20 protein-coding genes and 2 pseudogenes are annotated in these 22,031 nt (G+C 60.5%); 10 read left to right on the top strand and 12 right to left on the bottom strand.

All coding sequences use genetic code 11. The features are described from left to right. Nucleotides 1–142: 142 nt before the first annotated feature. A complete protein-coding gene (gene glcC, locus AWB76_RS27930; protein WP_061163373.1) occupies nt 143–910 on the bottom strand; it encodes a transcriptional regulator GlcC in 768 nt (255 codons plus the stop codon). 113 nt (nt 911–1,023) lie between these two features. On the opposite strand from glcC, the gene AWB76_RS27925 reads away from it, so the two are divergent. Next, nucleotides 1,024–2,373, top strand: a complete 1,350-nt coding sequence (locus AWB76_RS27925) for an ATP-binding protein (protein WP_244173476.1) — start codon at nt 1,024–1,026, stop codon at nt 2,371–2,373. A 134-nt stretch (nt 2,374–2,507) separates the two neighbouring features. Here the strand turns inward: AWB76_RS27925 and AWB76_RS27920 are convergent, their stop codons facing one another. The 3 genes from AWB76_RS27920 to AWB76_RS27910 all read right to left on the bottom strand — a co-directional run bounded on the left by AWB76_RS27920 (nt 2,508) and on the right by AWB76_RS27910 (nt 4,684). After that, the gene (locus AWB76_RS27920; RefSeq protein ID WP_061163372.1) at nt 2,508–3,038 is read right to left on the bottom strand and encodes a hypothetical protein; all 531 of its coding nucleotides are present in this window, start codon (nt 3,036–3,038) and stop codon (nt 2,508–2,510) included. A gap of 228 nt (nt 3,039–3,266) precedes the next feature. After that, complete coding sequence (locus AWB76_RS27915) at nt 3,267–3,554, bottom strand: hypothetical protein (protein WP_061163371.1); 288 nt, start codon at nt 3,552–3,554, stop codon at nt 3,267–3,269. A gap of 98 nt (nt 3,555–3,652) precedes the next feature. Further along, nucleotides 3,653–4,684, bottom strand: a complete 1,032-nt coding sequence (locus AWB76_RS27910) for a lipopolysaccharide biosynthesis protein (protein WP_341845313.1) — start codon at nt 4,682–4,684, stop codon at nt 3,653–3,655. Between the two features lie 602 nt (nt 4,685–5,286). Here AWB76_RS27910 and AWB76_RS40495 point away from each other — a divergent pair. Next, a pseudogene (locus AWB76_RS40495) lies at nt 5,287–5,457 on the top strand (MFS transporter); the annotation flags it as partial. 326 nt (nt 5,458–5,783) lie between these two features. Here the strand turns inward: AWB76_RS40495 and AWB76_RS27900 are convergent. From AWB76_RS27900 to AWB76_RS27880, 5 genes are all read right to left on the bottom strand, one after another. After that, complete coding sequence (locus tag AWB76_RS27900; protein WP_082864553.1) at nt 5,784–7,016, bottom strand: glycosyltransferase family 87 protein; 1,233 nt, start codon at nt 7,014–7,016, stop codon at nt 5,784–5,786. A gap of 341 nt (nt 7,017–7,357) precedes the next feature. Then, nucleotides 7,358–8,233, bottom strand: a complete 876-nt coding sequence (yghU, locus tag AWB76_RS27895; protein ID WP_061163367.1) for a glutathione-dependent disulfide-bond oxidoreductase — start codon at nt 8,231–8,233, stop codon at nt 7,358–7,360. An 86-nt stretch (nt 8,234–8,319) separates the two neighbouring features. Next, a complete protein-coding gene (locus AWB76_RS27890; RefSeq protein ID WP_061163366.1) occupies nt 8,320–8,700 on the bottom strand; it encodes a TraR/DksA family transcriptional regulator in 381 nt (126 codons plus the stop codon). Between the two features lie 38 nt (nt 8,701–8,738). Further along, complete coding sequence (locus tag AWB76_RS27885) at nt 8,739–9,542, bottom strand: family 1 encapsulin nanocompartment shell protein (protein ID WP_061163365.1); 804 nt, start codon at nt 9,540–9,542, stop codon at nt 8,739–8,741. Beyond that, nucleotides 9,535–10,578 (bottom strand): Dyp-type peroxidase, encoded by a 1,044-nt coding sequence (locus tag AWB76_RS27880; RefSeq protein ID WP_061163364.1) that lies wholly within the window; start codon nt 10,576–10,578, stop codon nt 9,535–9,537. Before AWB76_RS27880 ends, AWB76_RS27885 begins: the two co-directional genes overlap by 8 nt. Before the next feature lie 198 nt (nt 10,579–10,776). Between AWB76_RS27880 and AWB76_RS27875 the strand changes: the two genes are divergently transcribed. Further along, nucleotides 10,777–11,502, top strand: coding sequence for a haloacid dehalogenase type II (locus tag AWB76_RS27875; protein WP_061163363.1), 726 nt, complete (start codon nt 10,777–10,779; stop codon nt 11,500–11,502). A 90-nt stretch (nt 11,503–11,592) separates the two neighbouring features. Here the strand turns inward: AWB76_RS27875 and AWB76_RS27870 are convergent, their stop codons facing one another. Both AWB76_RS27870 and AWB76_RS27865 read right to left on the bottom strand, forming a co-directional pair. Next, a complete protein-coding gene (locus AWB76_RS27870) occupies nt 11,593–12,201 on the bottom strand; it encodes an NUDIX hydrolase (protein ID WP_061163362.1) in 609 nt (202 codons plus the stop codon). 101 nt (nt 12,202–12,302) lie between these two features. Further along, nucleotides 12,303–12,854 (bottom strand): annotated as a pseudogene (locus tag AWB76_RS27865) (LysR substrate-binding domain-containing protein); the annotation flags it as partial. Between the two features lie 404 nt (nt 12,855–13,258). On the opposite strand from AWB76_RS27865, the gene AWB76_RS27860 reads away from it, so the two are divergent. The 6 genes from AWB76_RS27860 to AWB76_RS41710 all read left to right on the top strand — a co-directional run bounded on the left by AWB76_RS27860 (nt 13,259) and on the right by AWB76_RS41710 (nt 19,521). After that, on the top strand, nt 13,259–13,894 hold the full coding sequence (locus tag AWB76_RS27860) for a TetR/AcrR family transcriptional regulator (RefSeq protein WP_061163361.1): 636 nt from the start codon (nt 13,259–13,261) through the stop codon (nt 13,892–13,894). 66 nt (nt 13,895–13,960) lie between these two features. Beyond that, nucleotides 13,961–14,875 (top strand): LysR substrate-binding domain-containing protein, encoded by a 915-nt coding sequence (locus tag AWB76_RS27855; protein ID WP_061163360.1) that lies wholly within the window; start codon nt 13,961–13,963, stop codon nt 14,873–14,875. A 186-nt stretch (nt 14,876–15,061) separates the two neighbouring features. Then, on the top strand, nt 15,062–16,357 hold the full coding sequence (locus AWB76_RS27850) for a dicarboxylate/amino acid:cation symporter (protein ID WP_061163359.1): 1,296 nt from the start codon (nt 15,062–15,064) through the stop codon (nt 16,355–16,357). After that, nucleotides 16,354–17,829: a cysteate racemase gene (cuyB, locus tag AWB76_RS27845; RefSeq protein WP_061163358.1), complete on the top strand. Its 1,476-nt coding sequence runs from the start codon at nt 16,354–16,356 to the stop codon at nt 17,827–17,829. Before AWB76_RS27850 ends, cuyB begins: the two co-directional genes overlap by 4 nt. 20 nt (nt 17,830–17,849) lie before the next feature. Next, nucleotides 17,850–19,268: an aspartate ammonia-lyase gene (gene aspA, locus AWB76_RS27840; RefSeq protein WP_061163357.1), complete on the top strand. Its 1,419-nt coding sequence runs from the start codon at nt 17,850–17,852 to the stop codon at nt 19,266–19,268. 85 nt (nt 19,269–19,353) lie between these two features. Next, on the top strand, nt 19,354–19,521 hold the full coding sequence (locus AWB76_RS41710; protein WP_167357792.1) for a hypothetical protein: 168 nt from the start codon (nt 19,354–19,356) through the stop codon (nt 19,519–19,521). Between the two features lie 42 nt (nt 19,522–19,563). On the opposite strand, the gene AWB76_RS27835 is transcribed toward AWB76_RS41710, so the two are convergent. Next, nucleotides 19,564–20,763: a T6SS phospholipase effector Tle1-like catalytic domain-containing protein gene (locus AWB76_RS27835; RefSeq protein WP_244173474.1), complete on the bottom strand. Its 1,200-nt coding sequence runs from the start codon at nt 20,761–20,763 to the stop codon at nt 19,564–19,566. A gap of 192 nt (nt 20,764–20,955) precedes the next feature. On the opposite strand from AWB76_RS27835, the gene AWB76_RS27830 reads away from it, so the two are divergent. Continuing rightward, the gene (locus AWB76_RS27830; RefSeq protein ID WP_061163356.1) at nt 20,956–21,870 is read left to right on the top strand and encodes a LysR family transcriptional regulator; all 915 of its coding nucleotides are present in this window, start codon (nt 20,956–20,958) and stop codon (nt 21,868–21,870) included. The last annotated feature ends 161 nt before the right edge of the window (nt 21,871–22,031 follow it).

The following is a 22,031-nucleotide window of genomic DNA, read 5'->3' as shown; positions in this document are numbered from 1 at the left end:
GCCAGTAAGAGACTGTCGAGACGTCAAACCACTGGTCCTACCAGTTATTTTTCTCGTGCCAGGCGTGAATTCACGGATGATCCAATGCCGATGCGCGCGCCCGCGCTTGCGCACGATTGTGCGCTCGTGCGCTTCGCTGGCGTCATGCCCAACCTTTCAGGCGCAGCGTGGCGCGCACCAGGCGCTGTTCTTCCGCCTCGATCTCGCGCATGCACGCGGTCGTCGTGGTGATGTGCGCGCTCGCGGCACGGCGCGCCTGCTCCGGTTGCTTGCCGAGCACCGCCTTGTAGAGACGGGCGTGCTGCTTGTCGATGACGCGCTTTTGCGCCTCGCGATGGTAGAGGTTGTTAACCGACGCGAAGACGGTACTGAGCAGCAGATCCGTCAACGAACTCAGCGTGTGCACGAGAACCGGGTTGTGTGATGCCTCGCAGATCGAGAGATGGAAGTTGTAGTCGAGTCTCGCGCGTGTCGATTCGGCCACGTCGCTTTCGTTTGCTGCGAGCATTTCTTCATATCGACGCGTGATCAAGGAAAAATCCGCCTGCGTGCCGCGCAGCGCCGCGAGCCGCGCCGATTCGGCTTCGAGCATTTCGCGCACTTCGAAGATGTCATAGAGCGTGCGCGGTTGCGAGCCGAGCAGATGCATCATCGGCGTGAGTGCCGGTTGCGTCGTCAGTGCGGCGACGAACGAGCCGCGTCCGTGCGAAGTCTCGATGATGCCGCGCGTGCGCAGCACCTTCAGTCCTTCGCGCACCGCCGAGCGCGATACGCCGAGCTTCGCCGTGAGACGCCGCTCCGAAGGCAGTGCCTGACCGGGTTTGAGCACACCGTCCACGATCAGGCTCTCGATGCGTCCGGCGACGACATCGGCGATCTGCAGGGCATCTTCCTGATTCTCTACGAGCATGGCGCGCCTCACTGGTCCGACCACTTAAAAATAGATTCTATCCACGGCGATGCTAGCATTCCTTCCTGCGCCTGAAAAACAGAACCCTGCGATACCTAAAAAAGAGATATCGAATGGATACGCATCAAAGTCGCACGCACCGCTCCATGACTGCGCGGCTCACGTGGTGGATCGTCTGCGTCGTCGTGGCGTTGAGCGTGATCGCGGGGGCGGCGTCGTTCGCCGCGGCCTATCACGAAGCGAACCGGCTGCAGGACGGTCATCTCGGCGAGATCGGCGCATTGATCGACGCGAAAAAGCTCGTTCTGGACGCGAACGCCGTCGCGTGGCAGGGCAGTCGCGATTCGGACGTGCGGCTCGTCATCGCGCGGCTGGGACACCCTTCGGAAGGCGAGAATGCCGCCACGCCGATCATCGTTCCGGCGACGCTGCCTGACGGGCTGCATAACCTCGAAGCGCACGGCAAACGCTGGCGTGTCGATGTGCGCACGCTGCATTCGGGCGACCGGATCGCGGTCGCGGAGCTGTCGATGATCCGCGACGAAATCGCCCGCGACGGCGCAATGCGCACGCTCCTGCCGATGCTCGCGCTGACGCCCGTCCTGGTCGCGCTGGTCGTCTTTCTGGTGCGCCGGATGCTGTTGCCGGTGCGCCGTCTCGCAAGCGTCGTGGACCTGCAGGACGATGCAACACTCGATGCGCTGTCCGACAAGGACATCCCTAACGAGTTGCTGCCGTTCGTCACGTCGATCAACCGGCTGATCGGCCGGCTCAAGGAGGCGATGACCCAGCAGCGCCGCTTCATCGCCGATGCCGCGCACGAGCTGCGTTCTCCGCTTGCGGCGCTTTCCTTGCAGGCGGAGCATCTGAGCGCGGCGGACACGGCGGTCGTCGCACGCGAGCGGCTCGTCTCGTTTCACGCCGCGATACGGCGCACTGCGCGCCTCGTCGAACAGTTGCTCGCGCTCGCACGTTCGCAGCATGGTTCGTCGATGAAGCCATCGGTCATATCGCTGCGAGAACTCGCGACGGATGTCGTGATCCAGTCGGTGAACCTGGCGCAGGACAAGCACGTCGATCTCGGGCTCGATCGTGTCGACGATGTCGACGTGATCGCGGATGCCCCCGCGCTGGCGGTCGTATTGCGCAATCTCGTCGACAACGCGGTGCGATACACGCCGCAGGGCGGCAGAGTGGATGTGTCCGTCACATTGAGCGGACGTGAATTGCTGCTGGAGGTGAAGGACTCGGGACCGGGCATTCCCGACGACGAGCTGTCCCGTGTGCTCGAGCCTTTTTATCGCATTCCCGGCACGCGCACGATGGGCAGCGGTCTCGGTCTTTCCATCGTGTCGGAAACGGCGCGGCGCAGCGGCGCTCGTTTTGTGCTCCAGAACACCGACGCAGGATTGCGCGCATGCTACGCACAACCGTTATCGGAGCAGTCCAGCGAAATCGTGTGATTAAAAAAAGACGGCCCGCCAGAAGAACAATGGCGAGCCGCAAGAGGGATCGGTCAACAACTACAGCGTCGGCAGATTAGCACCGGTTCCACGCGTGAAATGGCATCGGAAAGATGCCGTAAGGAAAGCGCGCGCTACTGTGTGCGGGACACCACCATACGGTCGACCAGCGCATCGAGCTTTTGCCGCGCGCTGGCGAATCGGTCGACGTTCAGGCCGTTGGTGTCATAGCGCGCGGTGACGAGAATCTGTCCTTGCCGCACGATCGTCAGATCGATCGTCGACAGATACGAGACCGGTTCGCCGCTGAACGCGCGCTTGTCCCAGTTCGTGGTCGCGCCATAGACGAACATCGCTTCGCAACCGGGCGGGGACGTGCCGGGGTTGTAGACCGCCGAATTCACGCCGCGCCGCTGCAAGGCGACTTGCAGCGCGGGCACGAAGTCGCCTGTCGCGACGCTCTGATTCAGTTCGATGCACACCGATTGCAGCGCAGCGGGCGAGCCCGTCACCGATGTCGGCGACGAATAGTTCGACGCGACCGTGAAGCCCGCCTGCACGAGCGAGCCGGCGGCATCGGCGGCGGTGATCAGCGTCCATGTGCAACCGGAAAGCGTGCCCGCACCGAAGGCAAGGAGCGCACTGGCGATGAGCTTGCTGAACATGTTCAGAGCGTCGCCGGGCTAACGCACGATGGCCGGGCGCACTGCGGGCGTGTGGCCACGAAGGCGGAATTCGAGTGAAGACGAAGCTTGCATGACCGGGCGTAGTGTCGAAGGAAGATGTGCGGCGTGTCGGATGTGATCATCACGCAGCGCAATCTTCCCGCGATGCCTCGCCATTCGATAGGCGGAGCAGCGCGCCAATCCGGCAAGTTATTCCCAGGTATTAATTCAGACGAACAAGGACACGATGCCGCCGATGGTCGCCGCCGCCGCCACCCATTTGCCCGCGGTATAGAAGCCATTCGTGTCGGTCGCTTGCAATTCGGGGCGTTCGAGGCCGAGCGCGCCATAGGCGAATGATTTCATCGATGACGGCGGGTCGGATTGTGGTGCCGCAGCGGCGTCGGCGGATGTGTCTTGCGTGACCTCCGCCGTGTCGCCGGCAGGGGCGGGGCGGCGCGGCGAGGGCTTGTCGGCGAGCGTGTAGGCGGCCGTGGTGGCACTGTTGATCTGCATCGCGGGCCTCCTCGTCATCCGGTTTCGCAAAGCCGCGATAACGGCACGTCCGCGCCGCAGCTTGAACGCGCCCGCCTTTCCGTTTCTTACCGCGATGATTACATCGGGTGGCTCTGCACGAAGTCTTTGTAAGCCCAATACGCGGCTTTCTTCGTGAGGCCGTCGCCTTCGAGCAGACCGTATGCGCCTTCGCTATCGTCATAAAGCTGGAATGCCTGAATCGACTGGATGTTGTACTTCGACGCGAGGCTCGCGAACTGCGTCATCATCAGGCTGCCGGTCATGTAGGTCGCGATCTGGCCATACGAGCCGAAGTCGGGGCGCACGCCGAACTCGTTGATCCAGACCGGCTTGCCCATGTCATGCAGGAACTGCAGGACGTCGTGGCATCCGGTGCCGCCGCAGGCGTGTGTCATGTCTCCCTGACTCGAATACCAGTGCCACGACGTGACGTCCCAACTGACGGCGGGATGGCCCCACGTGCCGTCGGGCTGCGAACCGTCGGCGAGCATCTGGAAGAACGCAGTGTGCAGCCACGTGCCGCCCAGCACGATCTTCGCCGAACCATCGACGGACTTCACGCCTGCGATCAATCCGCGAATCGCGCCACGCGCGAGCATGTACGACCAGTTGTTGTACTGATACCAGACGGTGCCGTCGACATTGCCGATGAGCGCCTTCGCCTCCAGTTCGTTGCCCACTTCGTAATACTTGTAGTGGTAACTGTTGGCGGTTTGCTGGCCTAGTTTGAAGCCGGCGTCGTAGGCTTCGTCCTCGCTGTTGTAGTTGAGGTTCATGAGCATCACCGGATACATGGTGATGCCGGCTTCCTCCATCGACTTCGCAATACCCGCGACCATGTTCGCTGAAGTCTGGCTGTACACGTCATTACGATAGATCGTCGCGCCCAGCTCTTGCAATTGCGTAATCTGCGTCTGCACGCTGGTGGTGTCGTATGCGCCGCCGTTGCTGTTATGGCCGTTCACGCCGTAGAAGATTGAGCCGTTGCCGCTCGCCGCCTTTGCGGTGGATTTCGGCGCCGCGGCGCTCTTGTCCGTCGCGGCGGTGTCGGCGGGGTTGTCGCTGCCGCCGCACGCCACCAGCACCATGCTCGCGGCAATCGCCGCCACGATTGACTTTGGAGGGAAAGAAAGAAATCTGATCTTCATGACATTTAGTATGGCTAAAGGGTATTCGCACGCCGGTTGCAAACCCGGAGTAATTCCCTCTGTCGTTAGTATTCCGAATTGCGGCAACAATATGAAAGCTGAACCGCAAGACATCAGTGCAACGGGAGCAAGACAGCGCAGATGCACTGAAGCAAATCCGCGCACGCGTTTCACGTGCATGCGGAAGGGCTGGCGCTCGATGGCGATGATTCGCGAATCAAGTTCGCGCGGATCATCGGTAACATGTGCAGCAATTGATCTTCGGTGACGTCAAATTTTCTGACGATGGCGCGAATAGATGCACGCCCCTGGGCAAGTGCTACCGGGATTAAGTCAGCGGGGAAAGGTTACTTTGTTCTGATGTTGATGTAAACCCGACAGCAGAAAAAACATCTTGCGTATGGCAAGAATTCGAATGCTGCCTTCTTCTGTTTATGGTTTTGAGCGCAGGCGTTTCTACGACGGTAAAGACGTGCCGCAGCGTTTCTACCGCGTGATCTCGTGGTCTCGCTTCAGGCATGGCCCCGCGGTCTGACTTTTATATCTACTCGACCGCATCGGCGCTCGTGTTCGGCCATCTCGGCGACAGGGGCGGCCGCAAGAAGGTGCTCGTCGCGACGCTCGTGATCATGGGCGTCGGCACGGTCGGCATCGGCTTTCTGCCGACATATGCGACGGCCGGCGCGCTCGCGCCTGCGTTGCTCATTCTGTTGCGCGTTGCACAGGCCATTGCACCGCTGGTGCGAACGTACGCCGATCACGGAGGGCAAAAAAGAAAGGGTTAACCAGTGGGAAGATTCAGATGGCTAACAGCGCGGCAGCGCATGAGCACGCGTCACGCCCTTGCTGGACGGAACTCTGCGTGATGGGAGGCGGAGACTTTCACGCAACCCTCGTTAAAATTGCGATCGAAAATGCGATAAACAAAACTGATGGCCGCGTTAAGTCTTTGAATTGACCGGGCGTTGCTTCGTTTTCGACGCCGGGCGCTGCCGCTTAGCGGATATGGCACCTTCGGCATCGGGCCGCTTCTCGAACCGAAGGCATCGCCGGGTGTTCGTCAGGCGCGCGATTCGAAGGCCCCCGATTCCGCGCGCAGGCTGCGCTGAACCGATGTGGCAGGCGCAAAATAGCGCGCGACGCACAGCACGTAGGTGATCAGCGCGGAGACGGTGTACATCGCGGATCGCTCCATGAAGAACAGCAGGAGCACGGCAATCGCGAGAAGCAGCATCTCGATGCGAGGGGTTATCGCGGACAGCCGCAGATCGCGATGTTCCAGCGATGTGCCGAGAAGTATCACGAGCGGGATCAACGCGACGACCATATGGATGGGTTCGAGGATCGGCGCGGCGAGCAGCATCGTCATGCATGCGAGCGCGTAGTCCATGCGCTTGTCGCGGCTGCGGAAGAAAACGAGGTAGCACGCGAACACACAGATGATCGCGGCGAAGATCGTCGATGTTGCGTGGAGCGTCGCTTCGGACGCGGGCGTGCCGAGCTTTTCGGATATCGTCTGCAATGCGCCGCGCACCGAGCTATTGCCCGGCAAGCCGCCCGCGCCCAGGATGTACGTCTGCGCCCGTCCGATCTCGACGGTGAGATATTGCCAGATCACGCGAAAGCCGAGCCGGCTCGCGGTGAAGAGCGTGATCGCGATAGCCCAGACGCCTGTCGATATCACCGTGCGCCATTCGCGTCGCAATAGCAGCAGGCCGACGATCGCGAGCGGCGTCACCTTGAAAACAACGGCGAAGGCGAGAAAGAGTCCTGCGAGCCAGCGATTTCCACGTTCGATCAGAAAGAACGGCGTGACGAGAAGAAAGAAAAGAAGCTGGTTCGATTGCCCGAGATATGCGTCATGCAGAACGGGAAAGCTCAACATCGTCACGCCGATGAGCAGCGCGGTCACGCGTTTGTCTTCGCCGCGATAGGCCATTTTCGCAAGCAGCACAGCGCCGATGATGCACAGCACGACCGACATCGCGACCCAGGCGAGTTTCGCGTCGAACGACGGCAATAGCGCGAATGGCGAAAAGATCAGCGCGAACTGCGGCGGATAACAATAGATCAGGATGTCGTCCAGATTGGCGCCGAGCGTCGACAGATAAGCAACCAGATGCTCGTTGTTATAGATCAGCGACGGATCGTGCGGCGAATTCAGCACGGTGCTGAACGCGTAATAGTAGAAATTGAAATCGCTGAAGGCTTTCGGATGATCGACCGAATAGCTCTGGGAATAGTGATAGATGATGACCATGCGAATCGCGAGAAATCCTGCGGCGACCAGCATGAGCAAAGCCGCGATGATCCGGACGTTTTCCGCGGATCTGGCGCCAACCCGAGCGTTCAGCATGGACGTTCTCCCGTGTCTCGGCTATCACGTTTTAAGGGCGCTGCAATCAATTATCGCGCGAACGATCCGCTATTCGTCACACGAAAAAGAGTGAGGAATGTTATGGATTCGTATGGCCTACGAATCGTGACAGCATCGGCGGGGCGGCGTCAATCCAGTTTTTGCGCACCGCAATGAAAGCACTATTTATGAAAAAAGGATGACGTTATTATTTTTTTATGCATCTCCAAGACATCGGCGCACCTGCGAAACGGGAGGCGGCGCGCCGAAGCCATGACTCACTTTCCCGACGACACTTTGTCCTGCGTGCTCGTGTCGAAATCGGCGGCATCATGACGCTCGTGCAACTGGCTCGACGGCTCACCGAATGTCCGGTTCACCATGCGGCCGCGCTGCACGGCGGCGCGCGCGCCGATCGTCTCGGCCCAACGGCGAACGTGCTTATATTGATGCACGGAGAGGAACTCGGCGGCGTTGTACAGCCAGCCGTTCACCAGGCCGCCGTACCACGGAAAGATCGCGATATCGGCGATCGTGTATTCGTCGCCGGCAATATAAATGCTATCGGCGAGACGTTTATCGAGCACGTCGAGTTGACGCTTCACTTCCATTGCGAAACGATCGATCGGATATTCCATCTTGCTCGGCGCGTAAGCATAGAAGTGCCCGAAACCACCGCCGAGATAGGGCGCGCTACCCATCTGCCAGAAAAGCCATGACAGGCACTCGGCGCGCTTGGCCGGATCCGTCGGCACGAAGGCGTCGAACTTCTCCGCGAGATAAAGCAGGATCGCACCGGATTCGAAGACGCGAACGGGCGTCGCGCCGCTGCGATCCACGAGCGCCGGAATCTTCGAATTTGGATTGACTTCGACGAAGCCGCTGCCGAACTGATCGCCGTCGCCGATGCGAATGAGCCATGCATCGTACTCCGCACCGGGATGACCGAGCGCAAGCAGCTCTTCGAGCATCACGGTGACTTTCACGCCGTTAGGCGTGGCCAGCGAATAGAGCTGCAACGGATGTCGGCCGACAGGCAGCGCCTTTTCGTGCGTCGGACCGGAAATCGGCCGGTTGATATTGGCGAACTGTCCGCCGCTTTCTTTGGTCCAGGTCCACACGGCTGGCGGCACATATTCGGTCGATGCGCTCATGCTAAAAGTCCTTCAAGATGAATTCGCACGAGATTATCAGGTCGACCAGAAAGATGCTTGACCGGCTTTTTGCAATGAGCGCAGCGTCACTGGCCCGCTTCGCGCTTTTCCGCTTCTTCCACGGTGAGCGTGGCTTCAGGCATGACCTCGAGGCGCGCTTTCGGAATGGGCGCACCGCTTTCATCGGAAAGCCCATACGTGCCTTCAGCGATCTTCTGCAACGCGCGTTCGATATCGCCGATGCGTCCATCGTTCACGTTGCGCAACGCCTGATTCGCGATGTCCTGCTCCATGCGTTGCGCGTCGTCCTCATACTCTTCGGCTTCGGAACCGTGCTCTTCCTGCAATCGACGTTCAGCCGCTATGGTGCCTTCCTCGTTACCGAGCAATACACGTTTCAACGCGAGAAGGCGCTCGCGCTGCTTTGCAATGAACTCGTCGCTCAAGCCGCTTTGTTGGCTGGGCATGATCGTGCTCCATGAAAGGAAAGTTTTGTCCGATGCCGCTATTCACCCGCTGCGATGGAAACGGAAGCCTCGCTCGTCAGCATCAGGAATGTGAGTGTTTCGCGCAGATAGAGTTGCACAGCAGTGTCGGTATGGCTCGTATAGCCGATCGACAAGTCTTGTCCGAGATGCAGTTCATAATCGCCGCCACGTGTCGAGAGCACGCAGCCGCCTTGTAGCGCGGGCGCCCATACGAGATCGCCATTCACGATGCGCTTGATGTGTTGAATGACCGGATAGCCTTGATCGCTCGCTTCGGCGAGCGCGGTATAGGCATCCGCGCCGAGCAGCACGGAGTAGGGACCATCGACGCCGGCAAGTCGCAACTTTTCGAGGGCCTGGCTGATCGCGGCCGGATAATCGGCGACATCCGCGGGCAAGAACGTCGGCGCATTCGAACTGCCTTCGCGAATGCCCGTGATGCCGGCGGCGGCGAAGCCGTCGAAGATCGCGCTGTCTTCCGCGAGCGCCAGTTCGTTCGCCGCGGTCTTGGCCGGCTGCCAGTCGCCATCGTTCGAGCCGCGTTCGACGCTGTCGATTGCTTCGCGTTGCAACGTGAACGGCACGGTGAGTTGCACGAGCTGCTTCACGTCATAGAGTTTCGCGCCGACGTCTTTCCTCGGCGACGCGACGTTCGTCTGATGCCCCGTGCCGATGCCCGACAGCGCGGTGCCGCCGGGACTCTTCACGTCGACGACGCGGCGGCCCGCGAGCGCGCGTTTGAAGGTGCGGGCGACTTCGGCCTCGATCTGCGACCATGCCGCGCCGGAAATCGGCGCGAGTTCCCGATGCAAGTTATTCATCCTGTGATGTTCCTCTGAGTGAGCCAATGCTCAATGTTCCCGTGCGGGTATCATCCCGCTGGCTATCGTCGACGGAAGATGGCCCGGCGTTCGGGTTCCTGTCGGGAAGCTCGTCGAGCAGATCAATGGACGGTACGAAAAAGAGGCCGCCCGTTACCGCGCGGCTGTAATCGAGCAGGCGGTCGTAATTGCCCGGCGGCCTGCCGACGAACATGTTTTCGAGCATCTGTTCGATCGGCGCGGGCGTGCGCGCATAGCCGATGAAATACGTGCCGAACTCTTTCGCGCCCGGACGCCCGAACGCCATGTTATGCCGCAGGATCTTCACTTCTTTGCCGTTCTCTTCGATCGTCGTGAGCGAGCTGTGCGAGCACGAGGGCTTGATCGATTCGTCGAGTTCAACATCGGATAACTTCTCGCGTCCGATGATCCGCTCCTGCTGCTCGACCGTGAGGCCATTCCACGCATCCAGGTTATGCAGATACTTCTGCACGATGACATAACTTCCGCCGGCGAAATCGGGATCTTCATCGTCGATGATCGTGTACTGCGCGGCGCTCTTGCCCGTCGGATTCTCAGTGCCGTCGACGAAGCCCACCATGTCGCGCAGATCGAAGTATCGAAAGCCGTGCACTTCGTCGACGACCGTGACCGCATCCCCGAGCTTGTTGAGCATCTGCGATGCAAGCTCGAAACATAGGTCCATGTGATCCGCGCGTATATGCAGAAGGATATCGCCGGGCGTCGCTATCGCGCGGCGGTCGCCGGCGCCGAATTCGCGAAACGGATGCAGTGAAGCAGGGCGCGGGGCGCCGAAAAGCAGATCCCAGGCGTCCGCGCTAAAGCCGCATACGCAGGACAGGTTCGCGGTCGGCGCGCGCGTGCCGACCGCGCGGACCAGCGCTGCGATATCGCCGCACCATGAGCGCACGACATCGGCCTTGCCTTCACCGCGCGCGATGGTGGCGACGATGAAGATCGCGCTTCTGGAAATCGGATTACAGACGGCTTGTGGTTCGGGTGTGTTGTTGGGCATCTGAAGAAGTCGATTGCGTGAAGCGGTTGATCGAATCGTAAGATCATAAGGATACGGGTCGCCGGCTCCGAGCCAAAGCAATGAACCGACGATACACCAACCCGAAGTAACGAATACTCCAAAACGCACGGTTTTGTAATATCACGGAGTGCGGGACGCTGTAATCCCTATTGTCTTCATCGACTGACAGGAGAGACTGTGAAACTGACCGACTTCGACACGCTGACCTTCGATTGCTATGGCACGCTGATCGACTGGGAAACCGGGATTTTCCAAGCGTTGCGCCCGCTATTGGATCGCGTGAAGCCCGCATTGACGCGCGATCAGGTTCTGGAGGCTCATGCGCGGCACGAGTCGTCGCAGCAGAGGTACACGCCGGGGAAGCGCTATCAGGACGTGCTGGCTATTGTGTATAAGCGGCTCGCCGAAGAGTGGGACGTCTCGTTCACGCAGGAAGAATGTATTGCCTATGGCCGTTCGATTCGAGACTGGCCCGCATTCGCGGATTCCGCCGATGCGCTGCGCTATCTGAAACAGCATTACAAGCTCGTGATTCTGTCGAATGTTGATAACGAGAGCTTTGCCTATAGCAATGCGCGACTACAGGTGGAATTCGACGCCATCTATACCGCGGAAGATGTCGGATCGTATAAGCCTTCGCCGCGCAATTTCGAATACATGCTGGAAAAGTTGAGTGAACGCGGCGTCCGCAAAGAACGCATCCTGCATACAGCCGAAAGCCTCTTCCACGATCATAAGCCCGCGAACGACTTCGGCCTTGCGTCGTGCTGGATTTATCGCCGTCATGCGCAGTCTGGCTTTGGCGCGACGATGGATCCGGGCGTTCAGCCGAACATCGACTTCCGCTTCAACAGCATGGCGGAACTGGTGACAGCGCATCGGAATGCTGTGCTCGAGAAGTGATTCGGACGACGAATTATTTGTCGTTGCATCGATATGCAACTAACCGCCTAGCCATTTTTCATATTTCAAAGCTTCGCCATCTATATGCTTTCAGTCGAAGTCCACTTCGCCACTACGCCGCAACGCATCCAGACGCCGGATTTGATCCGGCATGATGCGGCCAAGCGACAATGGCGGAAGCTCATCGAGTCCGAAAAATTCGACAGCATCGGTTTCCACGCCGATCACTTCGCCGGTACGCACGATCTCGCCGAGAAAAACGAGCTTCCAGATGTGAAAGACCGATGGTGGATGCGGATGTTTCGCCGTATCCCACGCGGCAAGCAGGCGAACGATATCGACCGTATGACCGCTTTCCTCGCGCACCTCCTTGGCGGCGTTTTCCGCTGGCGACAGACCGACGTCGGCCCAGCCGCCGGGAAGGGACCACAGTCCATCGGCTGCTTCGCGCACGAGCAGGATCTGCCCGGACGCGTTGAACACCGCGCATCTGACATCGAGCTTCGGGTTCGCGTAGCCCGTCTCAAATGCGAAGAGTTCAGCGACCTTGCCCGTTTCCATCGAGGCGATCTCGGCTATCTGTTCATGCGCAATCGCGGCGATTTCCTCGTAGCGTTCCTTGTCGAAAACGCCGGTCGTATAGTGCAATCCCGTCTGGGCGAGTGCAAGCAGACGTCGAGCCTGTTCGAGCCGTGGCATGGTCGTATCCACTCCTGAGTCTCTATGTACGAGTGTGCGGTCGTCAACAGCCAGTCTTCGAACGTTCTCAGCAGCGCAGAGTTCTGCTTGCGTTCGGGATAGACGAGGTAGTAGCCCTTGTCGCTCCGCAATGGCAAGTCGAAAGGCCTTACCAGCTCTCGCGCGCGGAGTTCGTGCGCAACCAGAAATCGCGGCACGAGCGCGATACCGAGGCCGGCCTTGGCCGCTTCGACGAGCATCGAAAACAGCTCGTAGCGCTGGCCCTTCATGCTGTCGATGTCATGCAACGCCGCCTGGGCCAGCCACTGCCGCCACGCATCCGGACGCGCCGACTGATGCAGCAGCGTAAAGCCAGCAACATCCCGTGGCGTGAGTTTCGTTTTGCCGGCAAGCAATCGCGGACTGCATACGGCAGTGATTTCCTCGCCGAACAAATACTTTGCCACGGAACCGGGCCAGAGGGGATCGCCGAAATGAATCGCGGCATCGAAGGGCGTGTCCTTGAACAGAAACGGAGCGGCCCGCGTGGTCAGATTCACGACGATGTCATCGTGCTGCGCATAAAACGCCGGGAGACGCGGGATCAGCCAGCGCGTAGCGAAAGTCGGAATCACGGCGAGTTCGAGAATGCCGCCTGCGCTGCGACGGGCCATCGCGACGAGCATGTCGCGCTCGAGGCGTTCGGGGTTTTCTCGTACGCGTTTCGCATAGATTTCGCCGGGTTCGGTCAGGCTGATTCTTCTCTTGAACTCTTCGTCGAAGGGTTCATTGCGAAGCTGATGTACGCCGCGCTTTATCGGAAGCATCTTGTCGCCGTATCGGGCTTGGGTCGAACGGTCTTCGGCATCGCGGCGCACGGGTTAGGGCGTCTGCTCGCGCCAAGGGTCAAGTTGCACTGACCGCGTTTTTATCGATGCGGCAATTTCGCTAGCGTTTCATTTTCTCGTCGTCAAGGCAGGAAGTATGCGTATACTCGGATCTATGCCCGGGGCCGTCACCATCGGCATAATGTCAGACATCAAATGACAGGCGCAATCCGATCCGTAGTCGCATATCTATGAACGAACAACGAGTAAAACGAGACCCGGAAGGCACCCGGCGGCGCATTCTCGAAGCCGCCACTGAGCAGTTTACGAAGCTAGGGCTCGCCGGCGCGCGGGTCGATGCCATCGCCACGGCGGCGGGCACGAACGAGCGCATGCTCTACTACTACTTCGCGAGCAAGGAAGGGCTGTATGTCGCCGTGCTCGAAGCGATGTACGCACAGTTCTCGCAGCGTGAGCAAGGCCTCGATCTCTCGGGCCTGCCACCCGCCGATGCAATCCGCGAACTCGCCCAGTCGATCTGGGCGCATCTGCGGGAAAACCCGCAGTGGCTGAGTCTCATCAACAACGAGAACCTGCACGAAGGACGCTATCTGGAGCGCTCGAGCCACTTGCGCGAGACCATCTCGCCGGTGGTCGATCTGCTTCGCACGACGCTCGAGCGCGGTGCGGCAGCGGGGCAGTTCCGTCAGGGCGTCGATCCGCTCGACTTCTATGTGACGCTCGTCGGCATGGGCTACTACATCGTGTCCAACCGCTTCACCATCGACATGTTCACCGGCCGCAATTACGCAGAGCAAAGCCGTCAGGAAGCGATTGCCGCGATGCATCTCGAGATGTTGCTCACGTATCTGCGTCCGGCGAACTGATCGAAGGCGAGCGGCTCGCTCGCTTCTATCGACAGTCATAAACTCAGGGCTCGCGACGGATGGCTCATGGAAATCAAGTGGATCGAGGATTTCATCGCGCTCGCCCGCTATCAAAGCTTCTCGCGCGCGGCGGAGTTTCGTAACGTCACGCAGTCGGGGTTCAGCAGGCGCATCCAGTCGCTCGAACAATGGGTCGGCGCCGATCTCGTCGATCGCAGCGGGTTTCCTCCGACACTCACGCCCGCCGGACAACTATTCCGCGACGCCGCCGCGGACATCCTCGACAAGCTGTTCGACACGCGCGCCATCATCCGCACCGAGCAACGCATCGCGGGCAAGAGTTTGCAGATCGCAGCGGGGCATACCATCGCGCTCAACTTTCTGCCCGCGTGGTTACGCGCGCTCGCGAAGCATGCCGGTGAAGTGCGCGCGCGGGTCATTCCGGCGAACGTCCACGATTCGATCCTCATGCTCGTCAACGGCAATTGCGAGCTGATGTTCGCGTATCACCATCCGCAGTTGCCGCTGCATCTCGATCCGCAGAAATACGAGTACGTCACCGTCGGCGTCGATACGTTCATGCCGGTCTGCAAGCCCAATCAGCGGCTCGCGCCGACGCATCGTCTGCCCGGCGCGAGAGATCGTCCGATGCCGTTCATCGCCTATACGGATACGAGCTACTTCGGCCGCTGCTTCGCATTGTTGATGGAGCGATCGAAAGCCTCGCCCGCTTTACGGCTGCATTACGAATCCGACATGGCCGAAGTCGTGAAGAAGCTCGTGCTGGAAGGCGAGGGCATCGCGTGGCTGCCGAAGAGTTCGATCGCGGCCGACCTGGATGCCGGCGATCTCGTTGCCGCCGGCGGGGCCGAGTGGCAGCTCGGGCTCGAATTGCGTGTGTATCGCGATCTCGGCAATCGCAGCGAATTGCTCGACACGATCTGGCGTCATCTGCGGGCTTCGTCCGCGCCCGCCGAATGAAGCGATTTTCGCGTTATGCGAAACTTGCATAGCGGTATGCAGCACTAGCATTCACGTTTTTTCTGCCTTCCCTAAGATTCCGTCCTGACACAAAAAAGCGGCGCATCGATCTTCGATGCGCCTGCCATTCCCGAGCGCGCGCCGGTTGCGACCGACCGTTCGTGCGCCATCCCAGGACGGAGACACATGAAAAATCGGCTTACCCTTTATATCCTCATCGGCATGCTGCTCGGCGTGGCTGTCGGTTATGTCTGTCATCGCACGGCCGCGAATGTCGAGCAGGCCAAGGTCATCGCGGGTTACTTTTCCATCGTCACGGATATCTTCCTGCGGCTCGTGAAGATGATCATCGCGCCGCTCGTCTTTGCGACGCTCGTGTCGGGGCTCGCCGGCATGGAAGGCACGAGCGATGTGCGCCGGATTGGCCTGCGCTCGATCGCATGGTTCGTGTGCGCTTCGTTGTTCTCGCTCGCGCTCGGTCTCGTGCTCGCGAACCTGCTGCAACCCGGCGCGGGTCTGCACATGACGCAGACGAGCGCCGACGTCGCCACCGGCCTCAACACCTCGGGCCTGAACTTCAAGGACTTCGTGACGCACGCGTTCCCCACGAGCCTGATCGATGCGATGGCGCGCAACGATATTCTCCAGATCCTCGTCTTCTCCGTGATGTTCGGCATCGTGCTCAGTGTGATCAAGTCGGATGCGCGCGTTGCGCCGCTGATCGCGGGCGTGGAAGGGCTCGTGCCCGCGATGCTCAAGCTGACCGACTACGTGATGCGCCTCGCGCCCATCGGTGTGTTCGGCGCGCTTGCATCGGCGATCACCGTGCACGGACTCGACGTGCTCACGACATACGGCAAGCTCGTCGCGAGCTTCTATGCGGGGCTCGCGCTCTTGTGGGCCGCGCTGATCCTCGCCGGATACGCGTTTCTCGGCAAGCCCATCTGGACCTTGCTCAAGTCGATCCGCGAGCCGGCGATGCTCGCCTTCTCCACCGCGAGCAGCGAGGCCGCGTATCCGCGTCTGACCGAGAAGCTCGAGGAATTCGGCGTCGACAAGAAAGTGGTCGGCTTCACGCTGCCGCTCGGCTACGCATTCAACCTCGATGGCTCGATGATGTATCAGGCATTCGCGACGATCTTCATCGCGCAGGCCTTCGGTATCGACATGCCGATCGGCACGCAGATCGTGATGCTGCTCGTGCTCATGTTGAGCAGCAAGGGCATGGCGGGCGTCGCGCGCGGTTCGGTGGTGGTCGTTGCGGCCGTGGCGCCGATGTTCCACTTGCCGCCATCGGGCGTCGTGCTCGTGCTTGCCATCGACCAGATTCTCGATATGGGCCGCACGGCGACGAACGTGATCGGCAACAGCATCGCGACGGCGGCCATCGCGAAGTGGGAAGGCAAGCGCGTCGCGCGTCAGGAACGCCGCGCCGCGATGAGCGCGCCTTCGTTCGGCCAATTCGAAGGCGAGACGAAATGAACGGCAGGGACATGGCGCACGCGCGCAAATTCGGTGTGATCGGCGGATTCGGACCGCTCGCGAGCGCGGACGTCTTCTTCAAGCTGATCAAGTCGACGCCCGCGACGCGCGACGCCGAGCATTTCGATGCGATCTTCGAGCAGCAGCCGTTTCGAAGTGCGGACGCGGACAGCGCGACGCTCACGCAGCGCAAGCTCTATATCTTCGATCTGATCCGCAGCTTCGAGAAGCGCGGCGTCACGACGGTCGTGCTGCCGTGCTTTCTCAGTCACACGTTCATCGACGAGTTGAAGGCCAATTCGCCGCTGCAGATCGTCGATATGATCGAAGCCGTTCGCAGTCACGTGCGCAGAAAGTTTCCGGCGGTGCGCCGCATCGGCGTGGTCGCGTCCGCTTATACGCGGCGCAAGAGGTTGTTCGAGAAGTATTTCGCATCGCCCGAATTCGAAGTTGTCTATCCGCGCGATATCGACGGCGTCGATCTCGTCACCGAAGCGATCTATGGCGGCGATGGCGTGAAGAGCGGCAACCTGCGCGGCCGTCCGGTTGCGTTGTTGCGCGACGCTTGCGACGATCTCATCGCGCAGGGCGTCAACGTCATCGTGCCGGGACTCACGGAGATCGCGCTCGTCGCCGATGAGTTGGGCGCATTGCGCGTGCCGCTCGTCGATTCGAATCTCGCTTACGCGCAGTACGTCGTGTCGGGGCAATATCGTTCGCCCGAAACGATCTTCAAGATCGGCGTAGTGGGTGGCGTCGGCCCGGCGGCGACGGTCGATTTCATTCACAAGATCGTGCGTGCCACGCCGGCGGCGCGCGATCAGGACCATATCAAGCTGATCGTCGAACAGAATCCGCAGATTCCGGATCGCACGGAAAACCTCATCGGCGATGGCCCCGATCCGACCATCTCGCTCTATGCGACCTGCAAGAAGCTGGAAACGGGCGGGGCGGATGTCATCGCGATTCCGTGCAATACGGCGCACGCGTTCGTCGAACGTATTCAGCCTTACCTCGGCATTCCCATCGTGAACATGCTGACGACGACGGTGCGCTATCTGCGCGCGACGTTTCCATCGCTGGAAGCGGTGGGCGTGCTCGCGACGACGGGCACGATCGCGAGCGGCGTCTACGAAAAAGCGCTCGAATCGCAGGGCTTGCGGCAAGTCGTTCCATCGCCGGCGCTGCAGACGCGCGTGATGGATGCGATCTACGGCAAGGAAGGCGTAAAAGCCGGATTCACCACCGGGCGATGTCAGCAGCACATCGCCGCGGCAATCGACGGCCTCATCGCCGATGGCGTCGAGGTCGTCATCCTCGGATGCACCGAGCTGCCGCTCTTGCTGCGCGAGACGCATGCCGTCGGCGCGAATGGCGCGCGCGTGAGTATCGTCGATCCGACCGATGTGCTCGCGAAGCAATGCGTCGCCCACGCGATATCGGCGGCGGTCCAACTTACATCAATCGACTGAAGCAGAACCTGAGAGACACCATGCTTGCACCTATTGAACGTATCGAACACGATCTTCTCGGCGATCTCGCCGTGCCTGCCACCGCGTATTACGGCGTGCACACGCTGCGCGCGCTGCAGAATTTCCCTATCACCGGCATCGCCATTTCTGCTTACCCGAATCTCATCAATGCACTGGCGAGCGTGAAGGAAGCCGCCGCGCTCGCGAATCATGACCTTGGCCTTCTGAGCGAAGTGAAGATGCAGGCCATCGTGCAGGCATGCAGGCAAGTGCGCTCGGGCACGGCGCACGAGCACTTCGTCGTCGATGTCATTCAGGGCGGAGCGGGCACGTCGACGAACATGAACGCGAATGAAGTCATCGCGAATCTTGCGCTCGAACATCTCGGCCATCAACGCGGCGAGTATCACGTGCTGCATCCGAACGAAGATGTGAACCTCGGCCAGAGCACCAACGATGTCTATCCGACCGCGTTGAAGATCGCCACTTACGCGGGAATCATGCAACTGATCGATGCGATGGGCGTGCTGCGCGCATCGTTCGAACGCAAGGCGATCGAATTCGCCGATGATCTGAAGATGGGCCGCACACAGCTTCAGGACGCCGTGCCGATGACGCTCGGCCAGGAGTTCAGCACGTTCGCCGTGATGCTCGGCGAAGACCAGGAGCGCCTGAAGGAAGCCGCTCAACTGATCTGCGAAATCAATCTCGGCGCGACGGCGATCGGCACGGGCATCAACACGCATCCGCAATACGCGCAGCTCGCGTGCAGACATCTGAGCGATGTGACCGGCATTGCTTTGACGACATCTCCGAATCTCGTCGAGGCGACGCAGGATGTCGGCGCGTTCGTGCAGTTGTCGGGCGTGCTCAAGCGCGTGGCGGTCAAGCTCTCGAAGACGTGCAACGATCTCCGTCTGCTTTCGAGCGGGCCGCGTGCAGGGCTCGGCGAAATCAATCTTCCGCCGGTGCAGGCCGGGTCGAGCATCATGCCGGGCAAGGTGAATCCGGTGATTCCCGAGGTGGTCAACCAGATTGCGTTCGAAGTTATCGGCAACGACGTGACCGTGAGCTTCGCGGCCGAGGCAGGTCAGCTTCAGCTCAACGCGTTCGAGCCGATCATCGCGCATAGCCTCTTCAAGAGCGTCGCGCACTTGCGCGCGGGATGTCTCACGCTGGCATCGAAATGTATCGACGGCATCACCGCGAATCGTGACCGGCTGCGCGCGATCGTCGAAAGCTCGATCGGCATCGTGACGGCGCTCAATCCGTATATCGGCTACACGCATTCGACGGAAGTCGCGAAAGAAGCGCTTTTGTCGGGAAAAAGCGTGGCGCAGATCGTCATCGAAAAGGGGCTGCTGAGCCAGTTGCAACTCGATGAAATCCTGCAGCCCGCGATGCTGACGCAGCCGCGCAGCATCGCGTCGGCGGTTTGAAAGCATCGTCGATGAAGCCGTGCGCTGCATGCGCCAGCGGGAGTAGACTGTTTTTGCGGTGTGCTTGCCGCGAAAGGAGAGTGCGATGAGATTCGCCGATATGTTCAGGCGCGCAAAACGCGGCGCCACGGTCGCTCCCGCCGGCGATGCGGAACCTCACCACGAGGAACTCGCGAAGTTGGCGCAGAAGCAGGCGCGCAAGCTGTGGGACGTGATTGGACGTAATCGTCACAAGAGCGCGAAGTGGCACTAGTACAGCGGGCCCGGGAACGAAAGTCCCGGGCCCGCTGCGTTTTCAGGAAGTGATCCAGTTCGTGTGCGCGGTAAAGACCGTCCCGAGCACGGCGGGCAGATACGGATTGGGCACCGGAACCGGCTTGCCCGCCACCATCACGAGACCCATGCGCTGCGCGACCGACACATGCGCGCCAATGTCCTGCGGAAAGGCGAACGGGCCGCGCGGGCCGAACGGACGCAGCGAGAAGGGCGCTTCGGTCCACGGCGAATGGGACATACCCAGAAAATCCGGCTGCAAGGACCAGGGCGGCGTTTTCAGGCGCACGCCGATGGCAGGATCGGCCAGACGTTTCAGCATCCATTCGCAGGCGATATCCGAGAGGCCCGATTCGCCATTCGGATAGCCGCCGCCCACATCCGCGTGAGCGCCCGCGAACAATACTTGCGTGACGCCTTCGCGCGTATCCCAGAGGGTCGGCGTGAAGTCGCCGCGCTGTTCATCGAGGCTGATCGCGTGAATGCCGAACTTCACCTTCGGACTGAGCGCGGTGTCGGCGAAGCGGAACAGATCGACCGTCGAGTCCTCGCTGTCGAGATAAAGCGGAATGCCGAGCGCGCCCACCGTATCCCATACGCCGATGGCGCGGATTTCATCGACGGGCAAGGTGTCTTCGGGCTGCAGTGTCGTGAACGCGAGCGACGGCTCGAAATTGACGATTTTTTCGAGCAGACCCTTCAGGCCGCCGGTATTGTGCGCGGGCGGCCTCGACTCGCGATACTTGCGCCACGCGAGAATGCCCATGCGATACGCGAGCGCTTTATCGTTGATGTCGAAGCGGCTCGTGTCGAGCAGGCCGACGCTCGCGATCATCCCGCCAAGCGCGCGCGCCGTGTAAGCGCCGCGGCTGAAGCCCATCAGGATGATGCGGTCGCCCGGCTGGTAATTGCGCGACACGAAGGTATAACCGCGCACGATACGCGCGATGATGCCATCGCCGAATGCGCCGCCCAGCAGCTTCGTGATGACGTTGCGTGAATCGCCGACGCCATGCAGATATTTCGCGACCTGTCCGTCCGGTCCCGGCTCAGCGATTTCCTGCTCGGAGGCGAGCAGCGTCGACGCGGGATCCGGCTCGCCGGATAGCAGCAGAAACGCCTTGAATACGTTGGTGGTATCTGGAATGCCGTCGTTGTCGTGGTCGGTGTTCGGACCGTTCCAGGTTCCATCCGCGCAGAAAACGATGTTCTTGCTCATCATGCACCTTCCTTTCCCTCGCGACGCCGCAAGTGCTCACTCAGTATTTCTTAGTGTCTTGCGGGCTGCTCGGCAAGCCGCGCGTCTTTTGAAAACGACGCTTTGGCCGAAAGAGCCTAGCCGATATCGCATGCCGGCTTTACTCTTGCAAAAGGACTGGTTTATAAATGGAACATTCTTGAAAAAAACTCAACGATGAAAGTCACGCTCGACGAGCTTCAGACCTTCGCCGCGGTGGTCGACACGGGCTCCATCACGGCCGCGGCGGAGCAACTGGATCAGACGGTTTCGGGCGCGAGCCGCACGCTCGGACGGCTCGAAGAGAAACTGCAGACAACCTTGTTGCGCAGGACGACGCGCCGCCTGGAGCTGACGGAAGAGGGCAAGAGCTTCCTGCAGAACGCGCGTGAGATCATCGATGCGGTCGAGAGCGCCGAAGAGCAGATCGCCGCGCGCCGCGAGCGCCCGTCGGGGTTGTTGCGCGTCGATGCCGCGACGCCCTTCATGCTGCACGTGATCGTGCCGCTCGTCGCGGGATATCGCGAGCGTTATCCGCATGTCGAGCTGGAGCTGAACAGCAACGAGGGCGTGATCGATCTGCTGGAGCGTCGCACCGATGTCGCGATTCGCATCGGCAGGTTGAAGGATTCGACGCTGCACAGCCGCCCGATCGGCAGCAGCCGGATTCGCGTGCTCGCGACGCCGCAGTATCTGGAAGCGCACGGTCATCCGAAGCGGGTGGACGAACTTGCGAATCACTCGCTGCTCGGTTTCACGCAGCCGGAATCGCTGAATGTCTGGCCGCTACTGGAGCGCGACAACGAGCCGTATCGAATCACGCCGGCCATTGCTTCGTCGAGCGGCGAGACGTTGCGGCATCTTGCGCTGGAAAGCGCGGGTATCGTGTGTCTGTCGGATTTCATGACGTTGCGCGACCGGCGTGATGGCAAGCTGGTGCAGATCCTCGCGCGTCACACGCAGGAAGTGAGACAGCCGATTAGTGCCGTTTATTATCGGAACACGGCGATTTCGGCGCGCATCGCTTCGTTCGTCGATTATCTGGCGGAGGCCGTGAGAGGTACGGAGTTCGCGCTGACGGGGAATCGGTGATGGAGGCTGGTGAGCGGACCAAGGGGGTTGCGTTGCTCGCCGCTTCTTATATTTAACATAATCTTAATTATCGAAGTTTTGGTTTGTCAGGGCTTTTTAGTAATGTCCGGTTTGGGCTCATTAGAAATGTCCGGTTTGCTCCTGAAGCGCACGCTGATGGC

Origin of the sequence: Caballeronia temeraria, assembly GCF_001544795.2 — a bacterium.
GTDB lineage: Bacteria > Pseudomonadota > Gammaproteobacteria > Burkholderiales > Burkholderiaceae > Caballeronia > Caballeronia temeraria.
The sequence above is the reverse complement of the archived record's forward strand: the minus strand, read 5'-3'. Positions and strand labels throughout refer to the sequence as shown.